Origin of the sequence: Acinetobacter sp. WCHAc060006, assembly GCF_004209135.1 — a bacterium.
Lineage (GTDB): Bacteria > Pseudomonadota > Gammaproteobacteria > Pseudomonadales > Moraxellaceae > Acinetobacter > Acinetobacter cumulans.
In genome coordinates, this window is record NZ_SGSS01000032.1 from 1 (window position 1) to 21879 (window position 21879).

At 40.6% G+C, this 21879-nt stretch carries 16 protein-coding genes and 1 tRNA gene; 12 read left to right on the forward strand and 5 right to left on the reverse strand.

Features of this window, described 5'->3' with window-relative positions; translation table 11 throughout:
• Positions 1 to 106: 106 nt before the first annotated feature.
• Positions 107 to 547 carry a universal stress protein gene (locus EXE29_RS14765; RefSeq protein ID WP_106985737.1) on the reverse strand — a complete coding sequence of 147 codons (441 nt, stop codon included), beginning with the start codon at positions 545 to 547 and terminating at the stop codon, positions 107 to 109.
• A gap of 293 nt (positions 548 to 840) precedes the next feature.
• Positions 841 to 1242, reverse strand: coding sequence for a hypothetical protein (locus EXE29_RS14770; protein ID WP_106985736.1), 402 nt, complete (start codon positions 1240 to 1242; stop codon positions 841 to 843).
• Between the two features lie 182 nt (positions 1243 to 1424).
• On the opposite strand from EXE29_RS14770, the gene EXE29_RS14775 reads away from it, so the two are divergent.
• Positions 1425 to 1501: transfer RNA gene (locus EXE29_RS14775), tRNA-Met, on the forward strand.
• A gap of 206 nt (positions 1502 to 1707) precedes the next feature.
• On the opposite strand, the gene EXE29_RS14780 is transcribed toward EXE29_RS14775, so the two are convergent.
• On the reverse strand, positions 1708 to 3333 hold the full coding sequence (locus EXE29_RS14780) for an NAD+ synthase (RefSeq protein WP_120364949.1): 1626 nt from the start codon (positions 3331 to 3333) through the stop codon (positions 1708 to 1710).
• Between the two features lie 394 nt (positions 3334 to 3727).
• Positions 3728 to 4216 carry a hypothetical protein gene (locus tag EXE29_RS14785; protein WP_117008012.1) on the reverse strand — a complete coding sequence of 163 codons (489 nt, stop codon included), beginning with the start codon at positions 4214 to 4216 and terminating at the stop codon, positions 3728 to 3730.
• A gap of 133 nt (positions 4217 to 4349) precedes the next feature.
• Here EXE29_RS14785 and EXE29_RS14790 point away from each other — a divergent pair, with 133 nt between their 5' ends.
• The 5 genes from EXE29_RS14790 to EXE29_RS14810 all read left to right on the forward strand — a co-directional run bounded on the left by EXE29_RS14790 (position 4350) and on the right by EXE29_RS14810 (position 10956).
• Positions 4350 to 5852: an AAA family ATPase gene (locus EXE29_RS14790; protein WP_120364948.1), complete on the forward strand. Its 1503-nt coding sequence runs from the start codon at positions 4350 to 4352 to the stop codon at positions 5850 to 5852.
• Positions 5840 to 7309: a VWA domain-containing protein gene (locus EXE29_RS14795; protein WP_120364947.1), complete on the forward strand. Its 1470-nt coding sequence runs from the start codon at positions 5840 to 5842 to the stop codon at positions 7307 to 7309. The genes EXE29_RS14790 and EXE29_RS14795 overlap by 13 nt, the downstream gene beginning before the upstream one ends.
• Before the next feature lie 218 nt (positions 7310 to 7527).
• Entirely contained in the window at positions 7528 to 8484 is a 957-nt protein-coding gene (locus EXE29_RS14800) for a metal-dependent hydrolase (RefSeq protein WP_120364946.1), read from the forward strand.
• 26 nt (positions 8485 to 8510) lie between these two features.
• Complete coding sequence (locus tag EXE29_RS14805; protein ID WP_120364945.1) at positions 8511 to 9356, forward strand: SDR family NAD(P)-dependent oxidoreductase; 846 nt, start codon at positions 8511 to 8513, stop codon at positions 9354 to 9356.
• 19 nt (positions 9357 to 9375) lie between these two features.
• A complete protein-coding gene (locus tag EXE29_RS14810; protein WP_410159317.1) occupies positions 9376 to 10956 on the forward strand; it encodes a flavin-containing monooxygenase in 1581 nt (526 codons plus the stop codon).
• Between the two features lie 316 nt (positions 10957 to 11272).
• On the opposite strand, the gene gltA is transcribed toward EXE29_RS14810, so the two are convergent.
• Positions 11273 to 12550 carry a citrate synthase gene (gltA, locus tag EXE29_RS14815; protein ID WP_106985728.1) on the reverse strand — a complete coding sequence of 426 codons (1278 nt, stop codon included), beginning with the start codon at positions 12548 to 12550 and terminating at the stop codon, positions 11273 to 11275.
• A gap of 1031 nt (positions 12551 to 13581) precedes the next feature.
• Here gltA and sdhC point away from each other — a divergent pair.
• The 6 genes from sdhC to odhB all read left to right on the forward strand — a co-directional run bounded on the left by sdhC (position 13582) and on the right by odhB (position 21859).
• On the forward strand, positions 13582 to 13980 hold the full coding sequence (sdhC, locus tag EXE29_RS14820) for a succinate dehydrogenase, cytochrome b556 subunit (protein ID WP_130125670.1): 399 nt from the start codon (positions 13582 to 13584) through the stop codon (positions 13978 to 13980).
• Positions 13980 to 14345: a succinate dehydrogenase, hydrophobic membrane anchor protein gene (gene sdhD, locus EXE29_RS14825; protein WP_106985726.1), complete on the forward strand. Its 366-nt coding sequence runs from the start codon at positions 13980 to 13982 to the stop codon at positions 14343 to 14345. Before sdhC ends, sdhD begins: the two co-directional genes overlap by 1 nt.
• Positions 14346 to 14357: 12 nt before the next feature.
• On the forward strand, positions 14358 to 16256 hold the full coding sequence (gene sdhA, locus EXE29_RS14830; RefSeq protein ID WP_106985725.1) for a succinate dehydrogenase flavoprotein subunit: 1899 nt from the start codon (positions 14358 to 14360) through the stop codon (positions 16254 to 16256).
• A gap of 14 nt (positions 16257 to 16270) precedes the next feature.
• Positions 16271 to 16981 carry a succinate dehydrogenase iron-sulfur subunit gene (locus EXE29_RS14835; RefSeq protein ID WP_106985724.1) on the forward strand — a complete coding sequence of 237 codons (711 nt, stop codon included), beginning with the start codon at positions 16271 to 16273 and terminating at the stop codon, positions 16979 to 16981.
• 824 nt (positions 16982 to 17805) lie between these two features.
• Positions 17806 to 20628, forward strand: coding sequence for a 2-oxoglutarate dehydrogenase E1 component (locus tag EXE29_RS14840; RefSeq protein ID WP_106985739.1), 2823 nt, complete (start codon positions 17806 to 17808; stop codon positions 20626 to 20628).
• Between the two features lie 16 nt (positions 20629 to 20644).
• Positions 20645 to 21859, forward strand: a complete 1215-nt coding sequence (odhB, locus tag EXE29_RS14845) for a 2-oxoglutarate dehydrogenase complex dihydrolipoyllysine-residue succinyltransferase (protein WP_106985723.1) — start codon at positions 20645 to 20647, stop codon at positions 21857 to 21859.
• Positions 21860 to 21879: the final 20 nt, after the last annotated feature.

Here is a 21879-nt window from a genome sequence, read left to right on the forward strand (position 1 = left end):
ATAAAAAAACCTCTTCAAAAAATTGAAGAGGTTTTAGTGTCATTAAAGCGTTCTTGAAAGCAAAAAAAATCGTGAAGATCTAAGCTAAGCTTTCAAGTGCGACAGATTACTTACGAACAATAAGAACAGGTGCTTGAGCAGAACCCAACACACTTTGTGCAACACTGCCTAAGAAGAATTTTTTCAGACCAGTACGCCCATGTGAGCCAATAATAATCAGATCCGCCTGGATTTCATCTGCAGCTTTCGCAATTTCACTATGCACAACTTGCCCTTCAAGAAGTTTTGATTCAACGTTCAGGCCTGTGCCTTCAAATTTAGCCAAGGCTTCATTGAGTGTGGCTTGAATTGAAACACGTGCGCGCTCAATTAATTCATTCGTTTGCGACGCGCTAATATATTCTGCTGCAATATATGGGTCTAAAGTGAGGACTTGAACCACCGTAATTTTACTTTTAAATGCTTGTGCAATTTCGATGGCTTTATCTACTGCGGCATAAGAAGTTTCTGAACCGTCTACAGGAACTAAGATATTCTGAAAAGTCATGTGAATACTCCTGATCTAAATATAAATTTATAGAGAAATTAAAATGGTTTTAAAGCTTATTAATTGAGCATACCTAAGTTTTAAATAAAATAAAACCTAGTAAATACATAGGGATAATTATTATTGATGAGTTAAAAAATGATGTGTAAACAGATGCTTGTGGATGATTTTGGGTTGAATTAGAAATATCTTGTTATTTAAAAAAATTAAAATAAAAACTTAGCGCTGGAAGATATAGAGAATAAAAAATTTAGCCTCAAACTTAAGCTTGAGGCTGAAAATGTAACAGACGATTAGTCACACTGAATTTGTGTGGCATCGAGTTTAATTTTGGGTGCCAATTGCGCATAGCTGAGAAGTACTTTTGCGGTTTTTTCACCAAAAATTTGTTGCTGAAGCTGTTGAATTTGCTTTTGGCTTAATCTTTGCGAAGCACAGCTTAATGCAATTTGATTTTCACGTGCCAATTCTAATTGTTGCTCTGTATTTAAATCAGCAAAGCGCACGATTTTTTGTTGTGCACGACTCAATTGCGCCATACTGCGTTTTTGTTGCATGCTGAGGAAGCTGTGATGGTTGATCCACTGTGCAACATCACGGCGTACACCGTTGTAATCGACAAAAATAGGCGAGATGATTTGACAGCCTGTAAATAAGCACATGCTCAAGAGCAGGATGAAAATTTTTTGCTGCATACTGTGGCCCTCAGCGGATTTAAAAGGAATTAAGGATAAAAATACGTGAAAAAAATACTAAATACTGTTGAATTTGTTTGTTTTTTGGCTGAAACAATCACATTTGATTAAACACTAAACATTTGCGAATAAAAATGCTTGACGCTGGGGGGCTAAATTTAGATAATGCCCACACAGTTTACGGCTATGTAGCTCAGTTGGTTAGAGCACCGCACTCATAATGCGGGGGTCACAAGTTCAAGTCTCGTCATAGCCACCATTTTTATAGACCAAGCTCTCAGCTTGGTCTCTTTTTTTGTGCTTTAAAAAAGTATAAATAATTCAGCACAAATAAAATGAAAATTCTGTATTTATCTAAATAGATGATGCTGTTGTACTTCGGTTTAAATTTAACTGAGTTCAGATCTAAAAAAAGCCCAAACACTAAGTTTGGGCTTTTTTATATTGCGCATCTGCTGTATTTAATTAGATGCCTGGTTTCCAGCCATTAACGATTGGGTAACGGCGTTCACGGCTAAATGCGCGTGAGCTAATACGTGGGCCAATCGCACCTTGACGGCGTTTGTATTCATTGAAATCGACTAAGCGAATGATTTTTGCAACCACTTCAGCATCAAAGCCTTTGGCAACAATATCATCTTGGCTCATGTCTTCTTCAATGTAAGCGTACAAAATCGCATCCAATATATCATAAGCAGGTAAAGAGTCTTGATCGGTTTGATCTGGACGTAATTCTGCTGAAGGTGGGCGCGTAATTACACGTTCAGGAATAACAGGGGATTCTGCAATGCTGTTACGGTATTTAGCCAATTCAAACACGATGGTTTTGTATACGTCTTTTAATACCGCAAAGCCACCGACCATATCGCCATAAAGCGTGCAATAACCCACTGACAATTCAGATTTGTTACCTGTAGACAGTACCAAGTTGCCAAATTTGTTTGAAAGCGCCATTAATAGCGTACCGCGTGAACGCGCTTGCAAGTTTTCCTCTGTAGCATCTGCTGGTGCATTGCCAAAGAAAGGATAGAGCGTTTGCATAAAGCTGTTCACAATTGGATTGATTTCGGCAATACCAAAGGTCACACCCATATTTTTCGCTTGTTCAGCAGCATCTTCCACACTGATTTGTGCAGTATAGGTATACGGCATCATTACGGCTTGTACTTTGTCTGCGCCAATGGCATCAGCAGCAATCGCCAACGTTAAAGCTGAGTCAATACCGCCCGATAGGCCAAGAATTACACCTTTAAAACCAGAGCGTTGTACATAGTCGCGTGTTGCAAGTACAAGGCTTTGGTAAATTTCAGCCATGGTTTCAAGTACAGGAGTAATTGAACCCGCTTTAAAGGTTTTTTGTGCGCCATCGTATTCTGCAATGTACAGCTCTTCTTTAAAGCTTGGTGCTTGTAGTGCAACTTGACCATCTTTGTTCATCACAAAGCTTGTACCGTCAAAGACGAGGTCATCTTGTCCACCGACTTGGTTACAGTACACCAAGTTAATGTGCAATTGTTTAGCCAAAGCACTCATGGTTTCAACGCGATGCTGTGGTTTACCTACTTCATACGGTGAGGCATTTAATACCAGTACAGTTTCTACGTTGAGTTGAGCCAGCTGCTGGACTGTTGGTAAAGACCATACGTCTTCACAAATTAAAATACCAAATTTATGGCCAAGGTATTCAAACACAAGGTGTTGATGTCCTTCGCTGAAATAACGTTTTTCATCAAATACGCTATAGTTTGGTAAATTTTGTTTGTTATATACACCCAAAACTTGACCGTCTTTCATAACGGCAGCTGAGTTATAGCGGTGGCCATCTTCAGTCGTGTTGACGAAGCCAAAAACCAAAACGATATCTTTAATTTCTGCTAATTGATCAAAAGCGAGTTTAGTGCGTTTATTTAAGCTAGGGCGTAGCAATAAATCTTCAGCAGGATAACCTAGCGTTGAAAGTTCTGGGAAAACAATAATATCGGCATTTTGTTTTTTAGCTTCATTTGCTTGCTCGAGCATTTTTGCAGTATTAGCTTCTATATTTCCAATATGTGGAGAGAATTGAGCAAGTGCAATTTTAAAACTATTCATTCCAACTAAATCCTATTCCTATAAGTGAATACACTTAAATTACTGATATTTTTATTATAATAATCCAGTGGAGTGTATTTGCGGATTAATAAACAACGAACTTAAATGCGAAAATTGACATATAAATGTGTGCTTGAAAATTACTGGCGACGCATAAATTAAGTCTCAGCTATTCTAGCTGAATTTAACATAGATACTAGGGGCTATTTATATCATTTCAAGCTCAAAGCTTGTAGCTTGTCCTATAAATGTGAGTTTTTGGAGATTTTAAAGGTTAATTTTTGCTAAATATGCGGAGGGTATTTGTGTATTTATGAAGTTTAATAATAGTATATTTTTTAAATCACTTTATATTTCATTATTATAAATAAAATTAATGATATAAAACCGTTCATTATGGTTGAAGAATAATATTTGGGATTTTCTTTAAGAAAATATCTCGCGCAATATCACCTTGTTGTTCAATATTATAGCAAGTAAAGGCTTTGTTGGCTTTAAAGCGGTAAGCATAGGGATTGTATTTTCGTGCAGAGAGAAAATAAGCCGTTTGCAACAAGGCACCGCGGAGTAAAACATTGATGCCTTGCTGGAATTGATAAATATGCGTCATTTCATGAATAAACAGTGCTTGGTACGCTAGGCTGGCTTGGCTATAGTCAGCTTTATAATGCCGATTATGTGCATGAATATCACCACAAGGTGCCATCACGACCCAAGGGCTTTGCCAAGGGACAAACAACTGATTCATGATGCGCACTTGGCTGTAATCAATTAAGTCACCAAATACGCTTTGGCACAGTTGAACTTCTGCTGGCGTTAACTGTCGGCACTTAAATTGATCGAGTTTTAAAAAGGGCAGGAGCACAGACAGTATAGGCAACATAGTTAAATCGAGTAATACACTGTGGTTATTAATAGCAGTCTGTGGTGTGGCTTTTCAAGTGTAGACCGCAGAAGGTTTCATCTCTAGAACATGAAAGTTACAATAGTGCGGTCTCACTCAGGTTTTAAGCACTATGAAAAAACGTATTCACACTCTCATTTCTGCCATGAGTGAGCACATGTATGAGCGTGAACAGATTATTGCCCTGAGTTTGCTTGCAGGTGTGGCGGGTTTAAATACCTTTTTATATGGTCCACCCGGTACAGCCAAAAGCTTGATTTCGCGCCGTGTGTCGAGCGCATTTGAAATTACAGAATATTTTGAATATTTAATGAATCGCTTTAGCACGCCTGAAGAAATTTTTGGTCCTGTGTCAATTAAGGCACTGAAAGAAGATCAATATATTCGTAAAACTGAGCATTATTTGCCGCGAGCTGAATTTGCATTTTTAGATGAAATTTGGAAAGCCAGCCCTGCGATTTTGAATACCTTACTGACTTTGGTAAACGAACATAGTTTTAAAAATGGTGACATGATTCAACACGTACCACTAAAAGTCCTTATGAGCGCTTCAAATGAAATACCAGAAAGCGATCAGGGACTTGATGCACTTTATGATCGTTTTATCTTACGCTTGGTAGTGCCTCCCATACAGCAGGTCAATCATTTTCATGCCTTGTTGCAAGCCAAGCCTGTAATGGCAAAGCCAGAAGTCGACAGTGCACTTAAGATTAAAAAGCACGAGCTTGATGAGTGGCGTATACAGATCTATGCAGTGCAGTTACCTGATGCTGTTTTAGCTGTGTTTGATGAAATTAAACAACGTTTAGCGCTGAATCTGGATGAGCTTGATATTTATGTGTCCGATCGACGTTGGCAACGTGTGGCATATTTGGTTAAGGCTGCCGCTTTTTTAGACCAACGCAGTCAAGTTGCGCTAAATGATTTGTTTATCTTGCAGCATTGTTTATGGACTCAACCCGAGGAAATTGAACTTATTGCTCAAATTGTCGAGGAATCAATTTTAGAGTTTGGTCTGAAATATGCCTCAGCATTGGATGAATTAATTGTAGAAAAAGAACAGTTAGAACAAGACATTTTAAATGCCTTTTACTATACCGACGACGTGTATGAAAGTTATCTCATTGCCGATACTGAATATTTGCGTGTCACGATGAATTTAGATGAACATTATAAAGATCGAACTTTGTATTTGGCACTGGATAAAATGGGCACCAATAAAGACTTTTTTGCTGTAGATGTCACCGGTGAAGAAGTACGCGGTATTGTGTGCAATTATAACGGTGGTCGTCGTTGTACCTTAAAGGGTGGCTACTATGGTTTGGAAGAAGTGGTGACGCCTTATATTAAATATCCAAAAGGCAGTCTGCGCAATGTGGTAGATGATGCACAAGTGGTGCAATTGAAAGCACAGATTAAACAGCTCAAAGCGAAACTACAACAAGATGCTATGCAACAAGCGCAGGCTTTTGCACATGAGCAACAAGCCTTGCAATCAATATTTGTGTTGCCTGCGCAGGCAGAAAAATTGGCTCAAGGCATGCAAGCAAGAGAAGCGCTGTATCAAATCCAACAACAGGATTGTGTACGTTTGGAACAGTTATGCCAGCGCTAAAAACAGCATCGGCACGGCAAACGCATGCTTCTATTCAGCGTTTAACGGATCAGCTCTATAGTGAGCTTGGGCAATCGAGTGTTAAGCATTGGCTAGATGATCGTAAAGTGGCACAAAAGTTAGATGAGCGTGTGCATGAATGGGCTTATCAGGCTAAAAATAATTTAGACACGCAACATCCTTATTTGGCTGAAGTACAACAGTTTGAGTTTTGGATGGCACAGTCAGAAGTGAGTGCTACACAATTCCAGCAGATGCAACAACAGTATCAGGCCATGACGGAACGTTTGCAGGACACACCGCTTTTAGATGCATGGCACTATGCAGATGAACCACTGAATGACAATCGTAGGCAACTGCATTTTCAAATATTGAAAGATAAGTGGCAACGTAAGTTAACTGAGGCGATTGCGCATTGGGAATTTGAACAATTGGCGCTGATGCGTGATGCATTTTTACAAGATATTCAAGACTTTTTGTTGTCCTTACAAAAAATGTCCAAACATCAAGATAGCTTAGGTGCAGATACGGGTATTTTTATTGATTATTCCAGTGGGAAACTGAGCCCACAAGCGGTTGAAAAATTTGCAGAATGGAGTGAATACTTAGCCAGTGATGTTGCTTTGCAACGTTTGTGTAAGCTGATTGGTTCAGCACAGCCGACACATTTTGCACGTAAGCGTATTGCGACACAGTGGCATAACCAGCCTGATAGTGCTGTTGTTCAGCAGGCTTCAGATGAAATTGCAGGCATACAATTAGGTCGAGAGCTGTCATGGGCACTGCCGAATGAACTGGCTTTGTTGGCGGATCCTGATTTGCAGATTCTATTTGATTTAAAATATCTTGAATCCAATATCAGTAGTTTTCATTTGCAAGGACAGCAAGCCAGTCGAATTTTGCATGATGCAAAACCGAAGCAAAAGCCCGTGGGTAAAAAAGGTCCGATGATTGTCTGTCTAGACACCAGTGGGTCTATGCATGGTCAGCCTGAACTGATTTCGAAAGCGATGTGTTTGTATTTATCTATACAAGCACTGCGTGAAAAACGTCCCATGTATTTAATTAACTTCTCGACCCATTTGACGGCTATTCAGTTAAAAAAATGGCAGGCGCTTGATGATGTGATTGAGTTTTTAAGCCAATCTTTTCACGGGGGCACCGACATTATTCCTGCCATGCAACATGCAGTAGATATGCTAGAACAGCCCACCTTCCGCCAAGCGGATATTGTAGTTATTTCAGACTTTATTATGGGTCAGTTGGGTGTAGAATTGATGCAAAGCATTGAACAACATAAACAGCAAGGTACAGGCTTTTATGCTGTGGCGATTGGTAATTTTAGATTTGATCATTTAGATCAGGGTTTATTTGATCATCAATGGATTTATCAGTCGGCAACTGGCAAGGTGATTGAGCTTCCTAACAAGTCAGCGCGAGAGATACCTTTAAAATAGGGCGTGACCTGAACTGATAAGAAAATGGTTTTTAAAGAAAAATAATTGAAAAAATTGTTAGACATGCGTCGAGATAGGTAAAAAATGCCAATCTAAAGACGATTTTTGCAAATGGATTGCATAGCCAGTTGGCTTACTTTTTTTACATCGGTTGGTGTATTGCGTACACCACATTGGCGTATTTCGCAGATCGGATGCGAATAAAAAGAGTAAGCATTATGCAAATGATTAGCCCAATTAAAAAAGCACTGTCTAAGGTATTTACCACTCCTATATTTGATGAAAATAGCCAATCGAATGTTGTGCCAATTCGTCACATGAAATTTGATTTTGAACCTCAAAAAATTGATGAAAAATTTTATATGAATGCAGAATTGGCCAGCGCTTATTTTGCCTCATTATCAATTTTTTTGACTCGCGGTGAAGACCTTGTGATTGATACCGCGCGATTTCACCGTGATTTCATTCAAGACCCTGTGCTCAAGCAACGCGTGACCTCACTCATTGGTCAAGAAGCTATACATTCAAAAATGCATGAAGAGCTGAACGAAGCTTATTTACAACGTGGCTTACCTGTGACGATTTTTCGCAAATTAGAACATTATGTCTTTGCTTATGGTTTTGAACGCTTACCACAACCAATGAAGCTGTCATTGATGGCTGCAATTGAGCATTTTACAGCGGTATTGGCTGAGTACATGATGAATCATGAAGAGCTATTTTTTAGATCGAATGATGAGAAGCAACGTGCCATTTGGATGTGGCACATGCTAGAAGAATCAGAGCATAAAGATATTGCCTTTGATGTATTTCAGGTTTTATCCAGCAATTATGCATTGCGTGTGGCTGGCTTTTTTCCAGCCCTGATCACGATTCTCGGCTTAATCTCAGTCGGTGCTTTCTTTGTACCGTTTTACCGCAAGCCATCAAACTTAATCAGTCTGAGTTATTGGAAAGATGTACCACGTAGTTTCCAGTTGATCTTTGGCTTAAAAGACGGAGTTTATGGTAGCAGTATTGGACATATTTTTGACTATTTGCGTCCGAGCTTTCACCCGAATGATCACGATACCTCGGTGTTTTTAGAATATTACAAAGATCGTTTATTAAACCCTGAAACAGGGGTGTTAACGCCGTATTTCACCAAAGAATTTACGCCAGCGTTACGTGTGTAAGCACAGATTGAGATAAGGAAATATCGATGGGATTATTTAGTCAAAAGAAAAAGCCAAGTCACCAAGCATACACAGTTGTAACAGGTGCAGGAAGTGGTATTGGACGTAGTTTTGCACTTGAGCTGGCACAGCGCGGTGGTCAAATTGTATGTGCAGATATTAACTTAGAGGCAGCGCAAGAAACAGTAGAGCAGATCCGTAGCAAAACAGGTCAACAAGCTTATGCTGTACAGTGCGATGTGGGAAATAAAGAGTCGGTGCAGGCTTTGGCATCAGAAGCTGAAGCTTTGCTTGGACACCCTGTAAGTTTGTTAATTAATAACGCAGGTGTGGGCTTGGGTGGTAAGTTTGAAGAGGTTTCTCTAGAGGATTGGCAGTGGTGTATGCATGTCAACTTATGGGGGGTGATTCATGGTTGCCATTATTTTGTACCGAAGTTTAAGCAGCAAGGTTTTGGTGCCATTATTAATGTGGCATCTGCTGCAGGTTATACCGCAGCGCCCGAAATGACTGCATATAACGTGACCAAATCGAGTGTGTTGGCATTGTCTGAAACCCTAGCTTCGGAGTTACGCGCATCTAATATTCGCGTGAATGTGCTATGTCCAACTTTGGTTCCAACCAATATTATGAAAAATGGCCGTTTACCGAGTCGTTATTCGGGTATGGCCGATAAATTATTGATGCAACATGCTTTTACCACCAGTGATGCGGTTGCAGCGAAAACACTGAATCAATTGGATGCAGGCAAGCTGTATACCATTCCGCAACCCGATGCGAAGTTATTTTGGTGGTTAAAACGTGCTTCACCAAGTTTGTACGTCAAGCTTTTAGGTTTGGGTTATCCCATTTTTAGTAATTTGACCAAATAAAAAAGTGAATAAAATGAATATGGAAACACAATTAGATCTAGCAGATGAATCTCAGGCCGTATCTGAGCAAGGCGATTCAACACAAGTGAATACAAAGACAGTGGCGAAGACTGATAGCGCTAAAGCTACAAAAAAAGCAGTTGAAAAAGTACTGCATACTTACGACACAATTGTGATTGGCGCGGGAATTTCAGGAATTGCCACTGCACATAAAATGCAACAAGCAGGCTATGACAATTATCTTGTGCTCGAAAAAGCAGACCGTGTGGGTGGAACATGGCGTGATAATAATTATCCAGGCTGCGGTTGTGATGTACCTTCAGCACTGTATTCGTTTTCATTTGCACCGAGTCATCAGTGGAGTCATTTGTTTGCCAAGCAACCTGAAATTTTAAGTTACTTAGAAGATGTGGTAACGAAATTTAAGCTACAAGATAAAATTCAGTTTAAGCATGAACTACTGGAAGCAAAATGGGATGCAAAAGCCCATGTGTGGAATTTGGAAACCTCACAAGGTGCATATCGAGCAAAAACTGTGATTTTTAGCACTGGCCCAATTACAGAGCCATCTTTACCCAAAATCAAAGGTATTGAAAGCTTTAAGGGTGAAATGTTTCATTCTGCGCGCTGGAATCATGATTATGACCTAAAAGGTAAGCGTATTGCGGTGATTGGCACTGGCGCTTCTGCAATCCAATTTATTCCGCAAGTACAGCCTTTGGCCAAAGCGTTGGTGGTATTTCAGCGCACAGCCCCTTGGGTATTGCCAAAAGCAGACATGCCACTGGGCAATAAAACCAAAGCATTGGTCGAGCGATTCCCTGCCATTCAGCAAATCTGGCGTGGTAGTGTGGCGCAGATTTTAAATGGCATTAACTTTGGTTTACGTCATCCGAATTTTTTAGAGCCTGCGAATTACCTCAGTCGTCAATTGTTAAAATTGCAAATTAAAGATGACACACTCAGAGAAGCCGTAACCCCCAATTTCTCGATTGGCTGTAAGCGACTTTTATTTGCCAATAACTATTATCCTGCATTGCAACAAGACAATGTTAAATTGGTGCCGCATGGTTTAGTTGAAATAGACGGAAATACCGTCATTGCAGCCAACGGTGAGCGCTTTAAAGTGGATGTAATCTTACTGGGTACGGGCTTTGAAGTGGCTCATCCGCCTATTGGTCAGCGAGTATGGGATACGGACGGTATTCGACTGTCGGATCGTTGGAAAGACAGTTCTCCTGAGGCGTATTTGGGGGCGAGCATTGAAAAAGTACCGAATGCATTTTTGGTGCTAGGGCCAAATATTTTGGTTTACGATTCATTTATTGGTATTGCAGAAGCACAGATTCAATACATTGTGGATGGGCTACTTCAAATGAAACAGCAGGGCTTAAAGCAAATCTCAATTAAGCCAGATGTATTGCGTTACCATAATGTGAAGTTACAAGCCAATCTGCATAAAACCGTATTTAATGCAGGCGGTTGCTCAAGTTATTATTTAGATCAAAATGGCCGAAACTTTGCTGCATGGCCATGGTCCTTAACTGAGCTAAAAACACGCCTACAGAAGCTCGATTTATCGCGTTATGATGTTGCTTAAAGCTAAAAATAGATTTCATTAAAAGCCTGGGGATATCTCAGGCTTTTTTATTTATCGTTTGAATGGGTGCTTCGATAGAATTTAGCTTTTTTTGATTCCGCTTGAATATGCCGAGTACTTAAAACGTCTTAAACGCCTGCCTAAGCTAGCTAATGAGGATTGTGCGTGGGAATCTTAAAATGTTTGTGGTTGCGCTGATATGAGCGCGTAGGCATATCATTGGAGTGACTTAAAAAGCAATATACAGATTTAATTGTTTAGATATAAAAAAACCGCCACAAAGGGCGGTTTTTTTATATCGAAGAATTCTTGCGAATTAACGACCTTGGATGTCGCGTTCAACTTCACCAGTGTAAAGCTGACGTGGACGACCAATTTTGTAAGGTGCGCTGTGCATTTCTAACCAGTGGCTGATCCAACCAACAGTACGTGCAAGAGCGAAGATTACAGTAAACATTTCTGTTGGGATACCAATCGCTTTAAGGATGATACCTGAGTAGAAGTCTACGTTAGGGTAAAGGTTACGTTTGATGAAGTATTCGTCAGAAAGCGCAATACGTTCAAGTTCCATAGCCAAAGCAAGTTGTGGATCGTTGATACCAAGTGCAGTTAACACTTCGTCACAAGTCTCTTTCATTACTTTCGCACGTGGATCGAAGTTTTTGTAAACTCGGTGACCGAAGCCCATAAGTTTAACTTCTTTAGTTTTCACTTTTTCCATGAACGGAGCAACGTTCTCTACAGTGCCGATTTCATCAAGCATCTTAAGAACAGCTTCGTTTGCGCCGCCGTGAGCAGGGCCCCAAAGTGCAGCGATACCAGCAGCGATACATGCGTACGGGTTAGCACCAGTAGAACCAGCTAAACGTACTGTAGACGTAGAAGCGTTTTGTTCGTGGTCAGCATGAAGCGTGAAGATACGGTCCATTGCTTTCGCAAGAATAGGGTCAACTTTGTAGTCACGATCTGCTGGAGTAGCAAACATCATGTACAAGAAGTTTTCTGCATAGCTTAAATCGTTACGTGGGTAAACGAATGGTTGACCTACTGTGTATTTGTAAGTCCAAGCAGCCAAAGTAGGTACTTTAGCGATTAAGCGGATTGCAGTGATTTCACGGTGGTCAATGTTTTCAACATCGAAGCCGTTGTGATAGAACGCAGAAAGCGCGCCAACAACACCACACATGATCGCCATAGGGTGCGCATCACGGCGGAAGCCATTGAAGAAGCGGCTAACTTGGTCGTGAACCATAGTGTGGTTACGAACTTTAGCATCAAATACTTCTTTTTGTTCAGCTGTTGGAAGCTCACCATTCAAAAGAAGGTAACAAGTTTCTAAGTAGTCTGCTTTAGTTGCAAGCTGAGCGATTGGGTAACCACGGTGTAAAAGAACGCCTTTACCGCCATCGATGAATGTGATTTTAGATTCACATGCAGCTGTAGATACAAAACCAGGATCAAAAGTAAAGTGACCTGCGGCCAATACATCTTTAACGTCGATTACATCTGGGCCCAATGTGCCGCTGTAAATTGGTAATTCAATTTCTTTGCCATCAAGCTGTAAAATAGCTTTCTTGCCAGTTGCTTCAGACATTCAATAGATCTCCTGTCCCGGTGAGTGTTTATCTGACTCTTAATGCTAATATTTTAATGCGAGAATCAGACGGATCAAAATTTGCTATAAGATTAGTGAGTACTGAAATTTTGTCAATTATACTTATGGATAAAAGTGCCACCTTCACACAGGTTTGGTCATCTCTTTATCCAACTTGAAATGAGTCAATTACAGCATCGACGCAGTATGATAAGTCAAATTAGAGCAGAGTTGCAGACTTAAATGATGTTGCTGCTTTATTTGTAAACAAATTTTAATTGCTAAAAACTCTGAATGTTTCTTATTAATCAAGTCATATTATGACTTAAATTATTATAATTCTCGTAACTTACAGGTTTGTGATTCATGAAAATGTCGTTTTATTACTCATAATTAAAAGCGCTAAATAGAAGTTGTAAAAAAGTTTGTTTGCTCAAAAAATGACTTATTAAAAGTATAAAATTGGGTGTTTAGTATTCGATTTTTAATTTTTTTGCTAGTTAAATGGCAGTTTTTAGCGTTAAAATTGTGCAAAAAATAGAGTTATTCACAGACTAAGTTGTTATTAAGTCACGTGATATTTCACAAATGTTTTTGAAAATAAATAATAAGTATTTAGTTGCTAAATAATGGTGTTGGATAAACTTATGTTTTTGATTAAAATAAAGAGGGGGACAGACATAAACTTTTTTTGTGCTTTAGTCTAAAGTAAAAAACAACTATTACAACGCCAAAAACTATTAATGAAAATAACATTTAATATTTGAAAACCAATAACATAGTGTTTAAATCTGATCTTTTTACATTGTTTTTATGTTTAAATTAATTGTTAATGATTCTTATTTAAGGATTTTTTTTGATTATTTCCTAAATGGCATTGTTTGTATTTTGATAGTTCACGTTTTATAATTCAGTGTCGTTAAAAGTTTAGGTCTTATTTATCTAGCTTTAATATATAAATAAGTCCGAACAATGCCAGCTTTCCTTCGAATTAATTCCAACAAACTCCGGATGGAGTTTTTACTTACAGGATGCCCGCTGTGAAAAGCAACAGACCTGTCAATTTGTCCATGGGTCAAGTTTTATCAGTAAACTTAAAATCCCCTGTGGCTATTGCATCAATTTTACACCGTCTTTCAGGTGTTATCGTATTTTTACTTGTACCGGTACTGCTTTGGTTATTAGACAAATCATTGTCTTCACCAGAAGGCTTTGCAGCGGTTCAAGAAATCTTTAATGGTTTCATTGTTCGCTTCATCGTATGGGTATTTGTAGCCGGTTTAATCTATCACTTTATTGCTGGTGTTAAGCATTTGCTTGCTGACGTTGGCGTAGCGGAAGAGCTACAAAGTGGTCGTACAGCAGCTACTATCGCATTAATCTTGTCTGCAATCGGTATTATTGCGGCATTTGTATGGATCGTACTCTAATGAAAAGTGCTTCAGGTTTTTCGGGTTCAGGTTCTCGTGATTGGTTTGTCCAACGCTTAAGTGCTGTGGTACTGGCTGTATATACTGTTGTTGTCTTTGGTTGGATCCTTTGCAACAGTGGTTTTACATTTGAACAGTGGTACGGCTTTATGATGACATTACCAATGAAGATTATGTCTTTATTGGCTGTCTTATCTCTTGTTGCGCATGCGTGGATCGGTATGTGGCAAGTATTCACAGACTATGTGACTACTCGTCAAATGGGTCCTTCAGCAAATGGTCTGCGTTTAGTGCTGACTTCTGCAGTTATTATTGCTGTATTTGCATACGCAATCTGGGCGATCCAGATTTTTTGGGCGAATTGATAGGAAACAATCATGGGCGCTATAACCCCTAAAGAAGATTACACAAATATTCCACACGAAACTTTCGATGCAGTCATCGTTGGTGGTGGTGGTTCAGGTATGCGTGCTTCTTACCAACTTGCTCAAGCTGGTTTGAAAGTTGCTGTATTGACTAAAGTATTCCCAACTCGTTCACACACTGTAGCGGCGCAGGGTGGTATTGGTGCATCTCTTGGTAACATGCAAGAAGATAACTGGCACTATCACTTCTACGACACTGTTAAGGGTTCTGACTGGTTAGGCGACCAAGACGCAATCGAGTTCATGACTCGTGAAGCGCCTCAAGTTGTGTATGAGCTTGAACACCTTGGTATGCCATTTGACCGTAACGCTGACGGTACAATTTACCAACGTCCATTTGGTGGCCATGCTGCGAACTATGGTGAAAAACCAGTTCCACGTGCATGTGCAGCTGCCGACCGTACAGGTCACGCGCTTCTTCACACGCTTTATCAAAGCAACGTGAAAATGGGTACTCAATTCTTCGTAGAATGGATCGCGCTTGATCTTATTCGTAACGAAGCTGGTGACGTACTTGGTGTTACAGCAATTGACCAAGAAACGGGTAAAATTGCAGTATTCCAAGGTAAAGCAACATTGTTCGCTACTGGTGGTGCTGGTCGTGTTTACCGTGCATCTACTAACGCTTATATCAACACTGGTGATGGTCTTGGTATGGCGGCTCGTGCAGGTATTCCATTACAAGATATGGAATTCTGGCAATTCCACCCAACAGGTGTTGCGGGCGCAGGCGTATTGTTGACAGAAGGTTGTCGTGGTGAAGGTGCAATCCTTCGTAACGATGCTGGTGAGCCGTTCATGGAACGTTATGCTCCGACACTTAAAGACTTGGCACCTCGTGACTTCGTATCACGTTCTATGGACCAAGAAATTAAAGAAGGTCGTGGCTGTGGTCCTAAGAAAGACTACATCTTGCTTGATATGACGCATCTTGGTGCTGACACAATCATGAAACGTCTTCCATCTGTATTCGAGATTGGTAAGAAATTCGCGAACGTTGACATCACTAAAGAGCCAATTCCTGTAGTACCTACAATCCATTACCAAATGGGTGGTATTCCTACAAACATTCATGGTCAAGTGGTTGTTCCTGTAGCTCGTGAAACTGAAGCTTTGGTTGCGAACTACAATAAAGAAACTGATGTGTACTCACACAACGCGGGCGACCGTGATTTCACTAAACCAGTGAAAGGTTTCTATGCAATCGGTGAATGTTCATGTGTATCTGTACATGGTGCAAACCGTCTAGGTACAAACTCATTGCTTGACTTGGTTGTATTTGGTAAAGCTGCTGGTGAACATATTGTTGACTACGTAACTAAACACCATGGTGATGAATACGCTCCATTACCTACAACTGTTCTTGAAAACACTTTGAATCGTGTTCGTCATCTTGATGAATCTACTTCTGGTGAAAATGCTCAAGAAGTTGCAGATGCAATCCGTGACATCGTTCAAGACCACGCTGGTGTATTCCGTACATCTGCACTTCTTGAAGAAGGTGTGAAACAGATTCTTGCGATTGAACCACGTGTACGTAACATTCACTTGAAAGACAAATCTAAAGTATTTAACACAGCGCGTGTTGAAGCTCTAGAAGTTGAAAACTTGTATGAAGTTGCGAAAGCTACATTAATTTCTGCAGCTGCACGTAAAGAATGTCGTGGTGCGCATACAGTGGTAGATTTCGAATTACCACCTGATCATGCTGACTACCCATACGGCCGTCGTGATGATGAGTGGATGAAACACACTTTATGGTTCTCTGTAGATAACCGTCTAGAGTACAAACCAGTACGTTACCGTCCATTGTCGGTAGATGCTATTCCACCTAAACCACGTACATTCTAATTGGGAGAAGTAAGATGAGTAGAGGTACTCGTACATTTAATATCTACCGCTACGATCCTGATAAGGATGCAGCTCCGTACATGCAAACTTTTAAACTAGAGTTGACAGACAAGCACCGTATGTTGCTTGATGCGCTTCTAGCATTAAAAGTGCAAGACGAATCTTTAACGTTCCGTCGTTCATGCCGTGAAGGTATTTGTGGTTCTGATGGTGTAAACATCAATGGTAAAAATGGTTTAGCGTGTCTTTGGAACCTAAACGACTTACCTGACGTGATTACGATTCGTCCATTACCAGGTCTTCCAGTAGTGAAAGACTTGGTTGTAGATATGAATCAGTTCTACGATCAGTACAACAAAATCCATCCGTTCCTAATCAACAATCAGCCTGCGCCTCCTAAAGAGCGTTTGCAGTCTCCTGAAGATCGTGAACACTTAGATGGTTTGTATGAATGTATTCTTTGTGCATGTTGTTCAACTTCATGCCCATCATTCTGGTGGAACCCAGACAAGTTCTTGGGTCCTTCAGCATTGTTAAATGCATACCGTTTCATCATTGACTCACGTGATACATCTACACAAGAGCGTTTGGAGCGTCTTGACGACCCATTCTCGCTTTTCCGTTGTAAAGGTATCATGAACTGTGTGTCAGTATGTCCTAAAGGCTTGAACCCTACTAAAGCAATCGGTCACATCCGTAACATGCTTTTAGATATGGCTGGCTAATGCGGTACTGACGTAAGTCAAAAAAAACGCACCTTTGGGTGCGTTTTTTTTATGCTGATCATTTATGTCATGGGAATGTCATGAAAACTTATGCAAAATAGCGATGTTTAAAATAGCTTTAAAATATAACGCTACAGTATTGAGTTGCTAGATGTCAGCAAAATTGATGAAATTTGCAAAATTATTGTGGTTAATAAATGACGGGTTGCTCAGCTGGGCATGTAAATGTGAATGGAAAATGTTATCATATAACGCATAAGAGGGTGTCGGTAGAAATATTGAACACTCTTTTGTTTTATTTGGCACTATTTGTTAAGACTTTAGTATCGATTGCAAGATTTTTGAACTTAAAGCACCATATCTTAGCTGGAAAATATTGAACTGTATTTAGCCAATTTATGGGAGGTATGTGTCAAAAAAATCAATTGAAAACAGGTTACGTGTTAGCATTTAACATACGACTATATGCGAAAAATGTGAATGAAATTGGTACATTTTTTCTACATTTTAAAGCATTAAAGCAGTATATAAATGTCAGATGACATGTTTTGAAGTCGGTTTAGACAAAGTAAATAGTCGAATTTATTTTATCTAAGACGATTTGCAAAAAATTGCCCGGTTTTGCTGGGTATTACAATGAGTGATGATGCCGCTGAGGGGCGTTATTGTTCGTTAATCACATTGGGAAATCCTAATGTAGTGATAACGCCTCATGGCTTAAGCCTAATGGGGACTAATGTCTTTTTACCAATAAGACATTATTAATCATGGGTTCGCTTAAAAAGCATCCTGAAATGTTTTTGCAATAGGAAATGGGTCCACAAATGCAAGAAGTTGCTGACGCACTGCGTCTTGACACTGAACTTTCCGCTGACAGTGCAGCGTATATTGAAGAACTTTATGAGCAGTATTTAACGGCTCCAGACTCAGTGGAAGCTGACTGGCGTGAATACTTCGATAAATTCCCTAAAGGTGATCAACCGCACAGCAATGTACGTGAGCAATTCCTATTATTAGGACGTAATTCAAGTCGTGTTCAACCTGTCGTTCAAAGCGCAGTAAGCACTGATCACGAACGCCGTCAAATTGGTGTATTACAACTCATCGCTGCATACCGTAACCGCGGTCATCAAAAAGCAAAATTAGATCCACTTGGTTTGGCTAAGCGCGAAATCGTGCCTGATCTAGACCTTGCTGCACATGGTTTAACTCAATCAGATATTGATACACCGTTCAACACGGGTAATCTTGCGATTGGTAAAACTGAAGCAACTCTAGGTGAAATGGTTCAAGCGATGGAAGCAACTTATGCTGCTTCAATTGGTGCTGAATACATGCACATTGTTGATACCAAAGAAAAACGTTGGATTCAACAACGCCTTGAAGGTGCTAAAGGTCAATTTGGCTTTAGCGCTGAACAGAAAAAGCATGTACTTGAACGCTTAACAGCTGCAGAAGGCCTTGAAAAATACCTAGGTAACAAGTTCGTTGGTGCGAAGCGTTTTGGTGTAGAGGGTGGTGAATCATTCATCCCTATGGTTGACTCTTTGATTCAACGTGCAGGTTCTGTAGGTTGTAAAGAAGTGGTTATCGGTATGCCTCACCGTGGCCGTTTAAACCTTCTTGTAAACATCATGGGCAAAAACCCAGCTGACCTATTTGGTGAGTTTGAAGGTAAAGCACTTCATAAGAAAGGCTCTGGTGACGTTAAATACCACCAAGGTTTCTCTTCAAACGTAATGACTCCAGGTGGCGAAGTTCACTTAGCATTAGCGTTTAACCCATCACACTTAGAAATCGTTGGACCTGTAGTTGAAGGTTCAGTACGTGCTCGTCAAGTACGTCGTAAAGATATCGGTGGTGATGATGTATTACCAATCATCGTTCACGGTGATGCTGCATTTGCAGGTCAAGGTGTTAACCAAGAAACCTTCCAAATGTCACAAACTCGTGGTTACACAGTGGGTGGTACAGTTCATATCGTCGTGAACAACCAAGTTGGTTTCACAACGTCTGATCCACGTGATGCACGTTCTACAGAATACTGTACTGACATCGCGAAAATGATCCAAGCACCGATCTTCCATGTGAACGGTGATGATCCTGAAGCTGTATTGTTTGTTTCTCAATTGGCACACGATTTCCGTCATACATTCCGTAAAGACGTCGTAATCGACATGTTCTGCTACCGTCGTCGTGGTCACAACGAAGCCGACGAGCCAGCTGCAACTCAGCCAATGATGTATCAAATCATCAATAAAAAAGCGACTACTCGTACGCTTTATGCTGACAAACTTGTACAAGAAGGCGTTCTTGATCGTGCTTCTGCTGATGCAATGGTTGAACAGTATCGTTCTGACCTTGAAGCAGGTAAACACGTTGCAAATGCGTTGGTACTTGAGCCAAATACAAAAATGTTTGTGGACTGGAAACCTTACCTAGGCCATGAATATACAGACAAATGGGATACCACTTTCCCAATCGAACGTCTAAAAGAGCTTGGTGCGAAAATGCGGGAGCTTCCTGAAGGCTTCGTGATGCAACGTCAGGTTGCTAAAGTGATTGATGATCGTCTGAAAATGCAGACTGGTGAAATGCCATTGAACTGGGGTGCAGCTGAAACTTTAGCTTATGCATCTATTCTAGATGAAGGCTTCCTTGTTCGTTTAACAGGTGAAGACGTTGGCCGTGGTACATTCTCACACCGTCATGCAAAACTTCATAACCAAGTAGATGGTTCAACTTACATTCCATTATGTAACTTGAAAGAAAACCAACCACGTACTGCAATTTATGACTCATTATTGTCAGAAATGGCGGTTCTTGCATTCGAATACGGTTATGCAACGACTCTTCCGAAGAGCCTTGTAATTTGGGAAGCGCAATTTGGTGACTTCGCAAACTGTGCACAAGTTGTAATCGATCAGTTCATCGCGTCTGGCGAAACGAAGTGGGAGCGTGTATGCGGTCTGACTATGCTTCTTCCACACGGCTTTGAAGGTCAAGGTCCTGAGCATTCATCAGCTCGTTTAGAGCGTTTCTTACAGCTATGTGCTGAAGAAAACATGCAAGTGATCACACCGACTACACCAGCGCAGATTTACCATGCGATGCGTCGTCAAGCACTTCGTCCAATCCGTAAGCCAATGATCGTGACTTCACCGAAGTCTCTTCTTCGTCACAAACTTGCAACATCTACATTAGAAGAGCTTGCAAATGGTACATTCCAAACTGTGATCGACGAAATCGACAACATCAACAAGTCAGACGTAACTCGTCTCGTACTTTGTGGTGGTAAGGTTTACTACGACTTACTTGAAAAACGTCGTGAAAAAGAATTGAACAACACAGCAATTGTTCGTATCGAACAATTGTATCCGTACCCAGAAGCGCGTCTTGCTGAGGTTCTTGCACAATATCCAAACGCTACTGAATTGGTTTGGGCTCAAGAAGAACCGAAAAACCAAGGTGCTTGGTTGTTCATTGCGCCACGTCTATACGAAGGTGTAATGAAGTCTGGCAAACAGCTTCAAATTAGTTACGCAGGCCGTGAAGCTTCAGCTGCACCGGCATGTGGTTCACCATATTTGCATGCAAAACAACAAGCTCAGCTCGTAAATGATGCTTTAGCGATCGTAGCTGAATAACAGGAGATTCTTAATAATGGCAACCGAAATTAAAGCACCGGTATTCCCAGAGTCAGTTGCTGACGGTACAGTTGCAACTTGGCACAAACAACCTGGTGAAGCAGTATCACGTGATGAAGTGATTTGTGATATTGAAACAGACAAAGTTGTTTTAGAAGTTGTAGCTCCTGCTGATGGTACGCTTGTTACAATCATCAAAAACGAAGGTGATACTGTTCTTTCTGCTGAAGTGATTGCTGAATTTGCTGAAGGTGCTGTTTCTGGCGCTGCAGCAACTCAAGCAGTTCAATCTGAAGAGAAAGTAGAACAAGCTGCTGCACAAACTCAAGCGGGCAATGCACCGATTGTTGAACGTGCTCAAGTTGCTGACCAAGCACCTGCAGTGCGTAAAGCATTAACTGAGTCTGGTATTGCTGCAACTGATGTTGCGGGTACTGGTCGCGGTGGTCGTATTACTAAAGAAGATGTTGCAAATCATCAAACTAAACCAGCTGCTGCTCCTGTTGCACCGCTAAGTGTTGCTGTAGGCGAACGCATCGAAAAACGTGTTCCAATGACTCGTCTTCGTAAGCGTGTTGCTGAACGTCTACTTGCTGCTACTCAAGAAACAGCAATGTTAACTACGTTCAACGAAGTAAACATGAAACCAATCATGGAAATGCGTGCGCAATACAAAGATGCTTTTGAAAAGCGTCATGGTGCACGTCTTGGCTTCATGTCATTCTTCGTTAAAGCGGCAACTGAAGCACTTAAACGCTACCCAGCTGTAAATGCTTCAATTGATGGCGACGACATCGTTTACCACGGTTTCTACGACATCGGTGTAGCGGTTTCTTCTGACCGTGGTCTAGTGGTTCCAGTTCTTCGTGATACTGACCGCATGAACTATGCTGAAGTTGAAAACGGTATCCGTGCATACGCTGGTAAAGCGCGTGATGGTAAATTGGGCATCGAAGATATGACTGGTGGTACGTTCACTATTACTAATGGTGGTACTTTCGGTTCATTGCTTTCTACACCTATCTTAAATACGCCACAAACTGCGATTTTGGGTATGCATAAAATCCAAGAACGTCCTATGGCTGTAAATGGTCAAGTAGAAATCTTGCCTATGATGTACTTAGCGCTTTCTTATGACCACCGTCTAATCGATGGTAAAGAAGCAGTAGGCTTCCTTGTAACAATCAAAGAATTGTTAGAAGAACCAGCTAAGCTAATCCTTGATCTTTAATACTTCAGAATAATGCAATG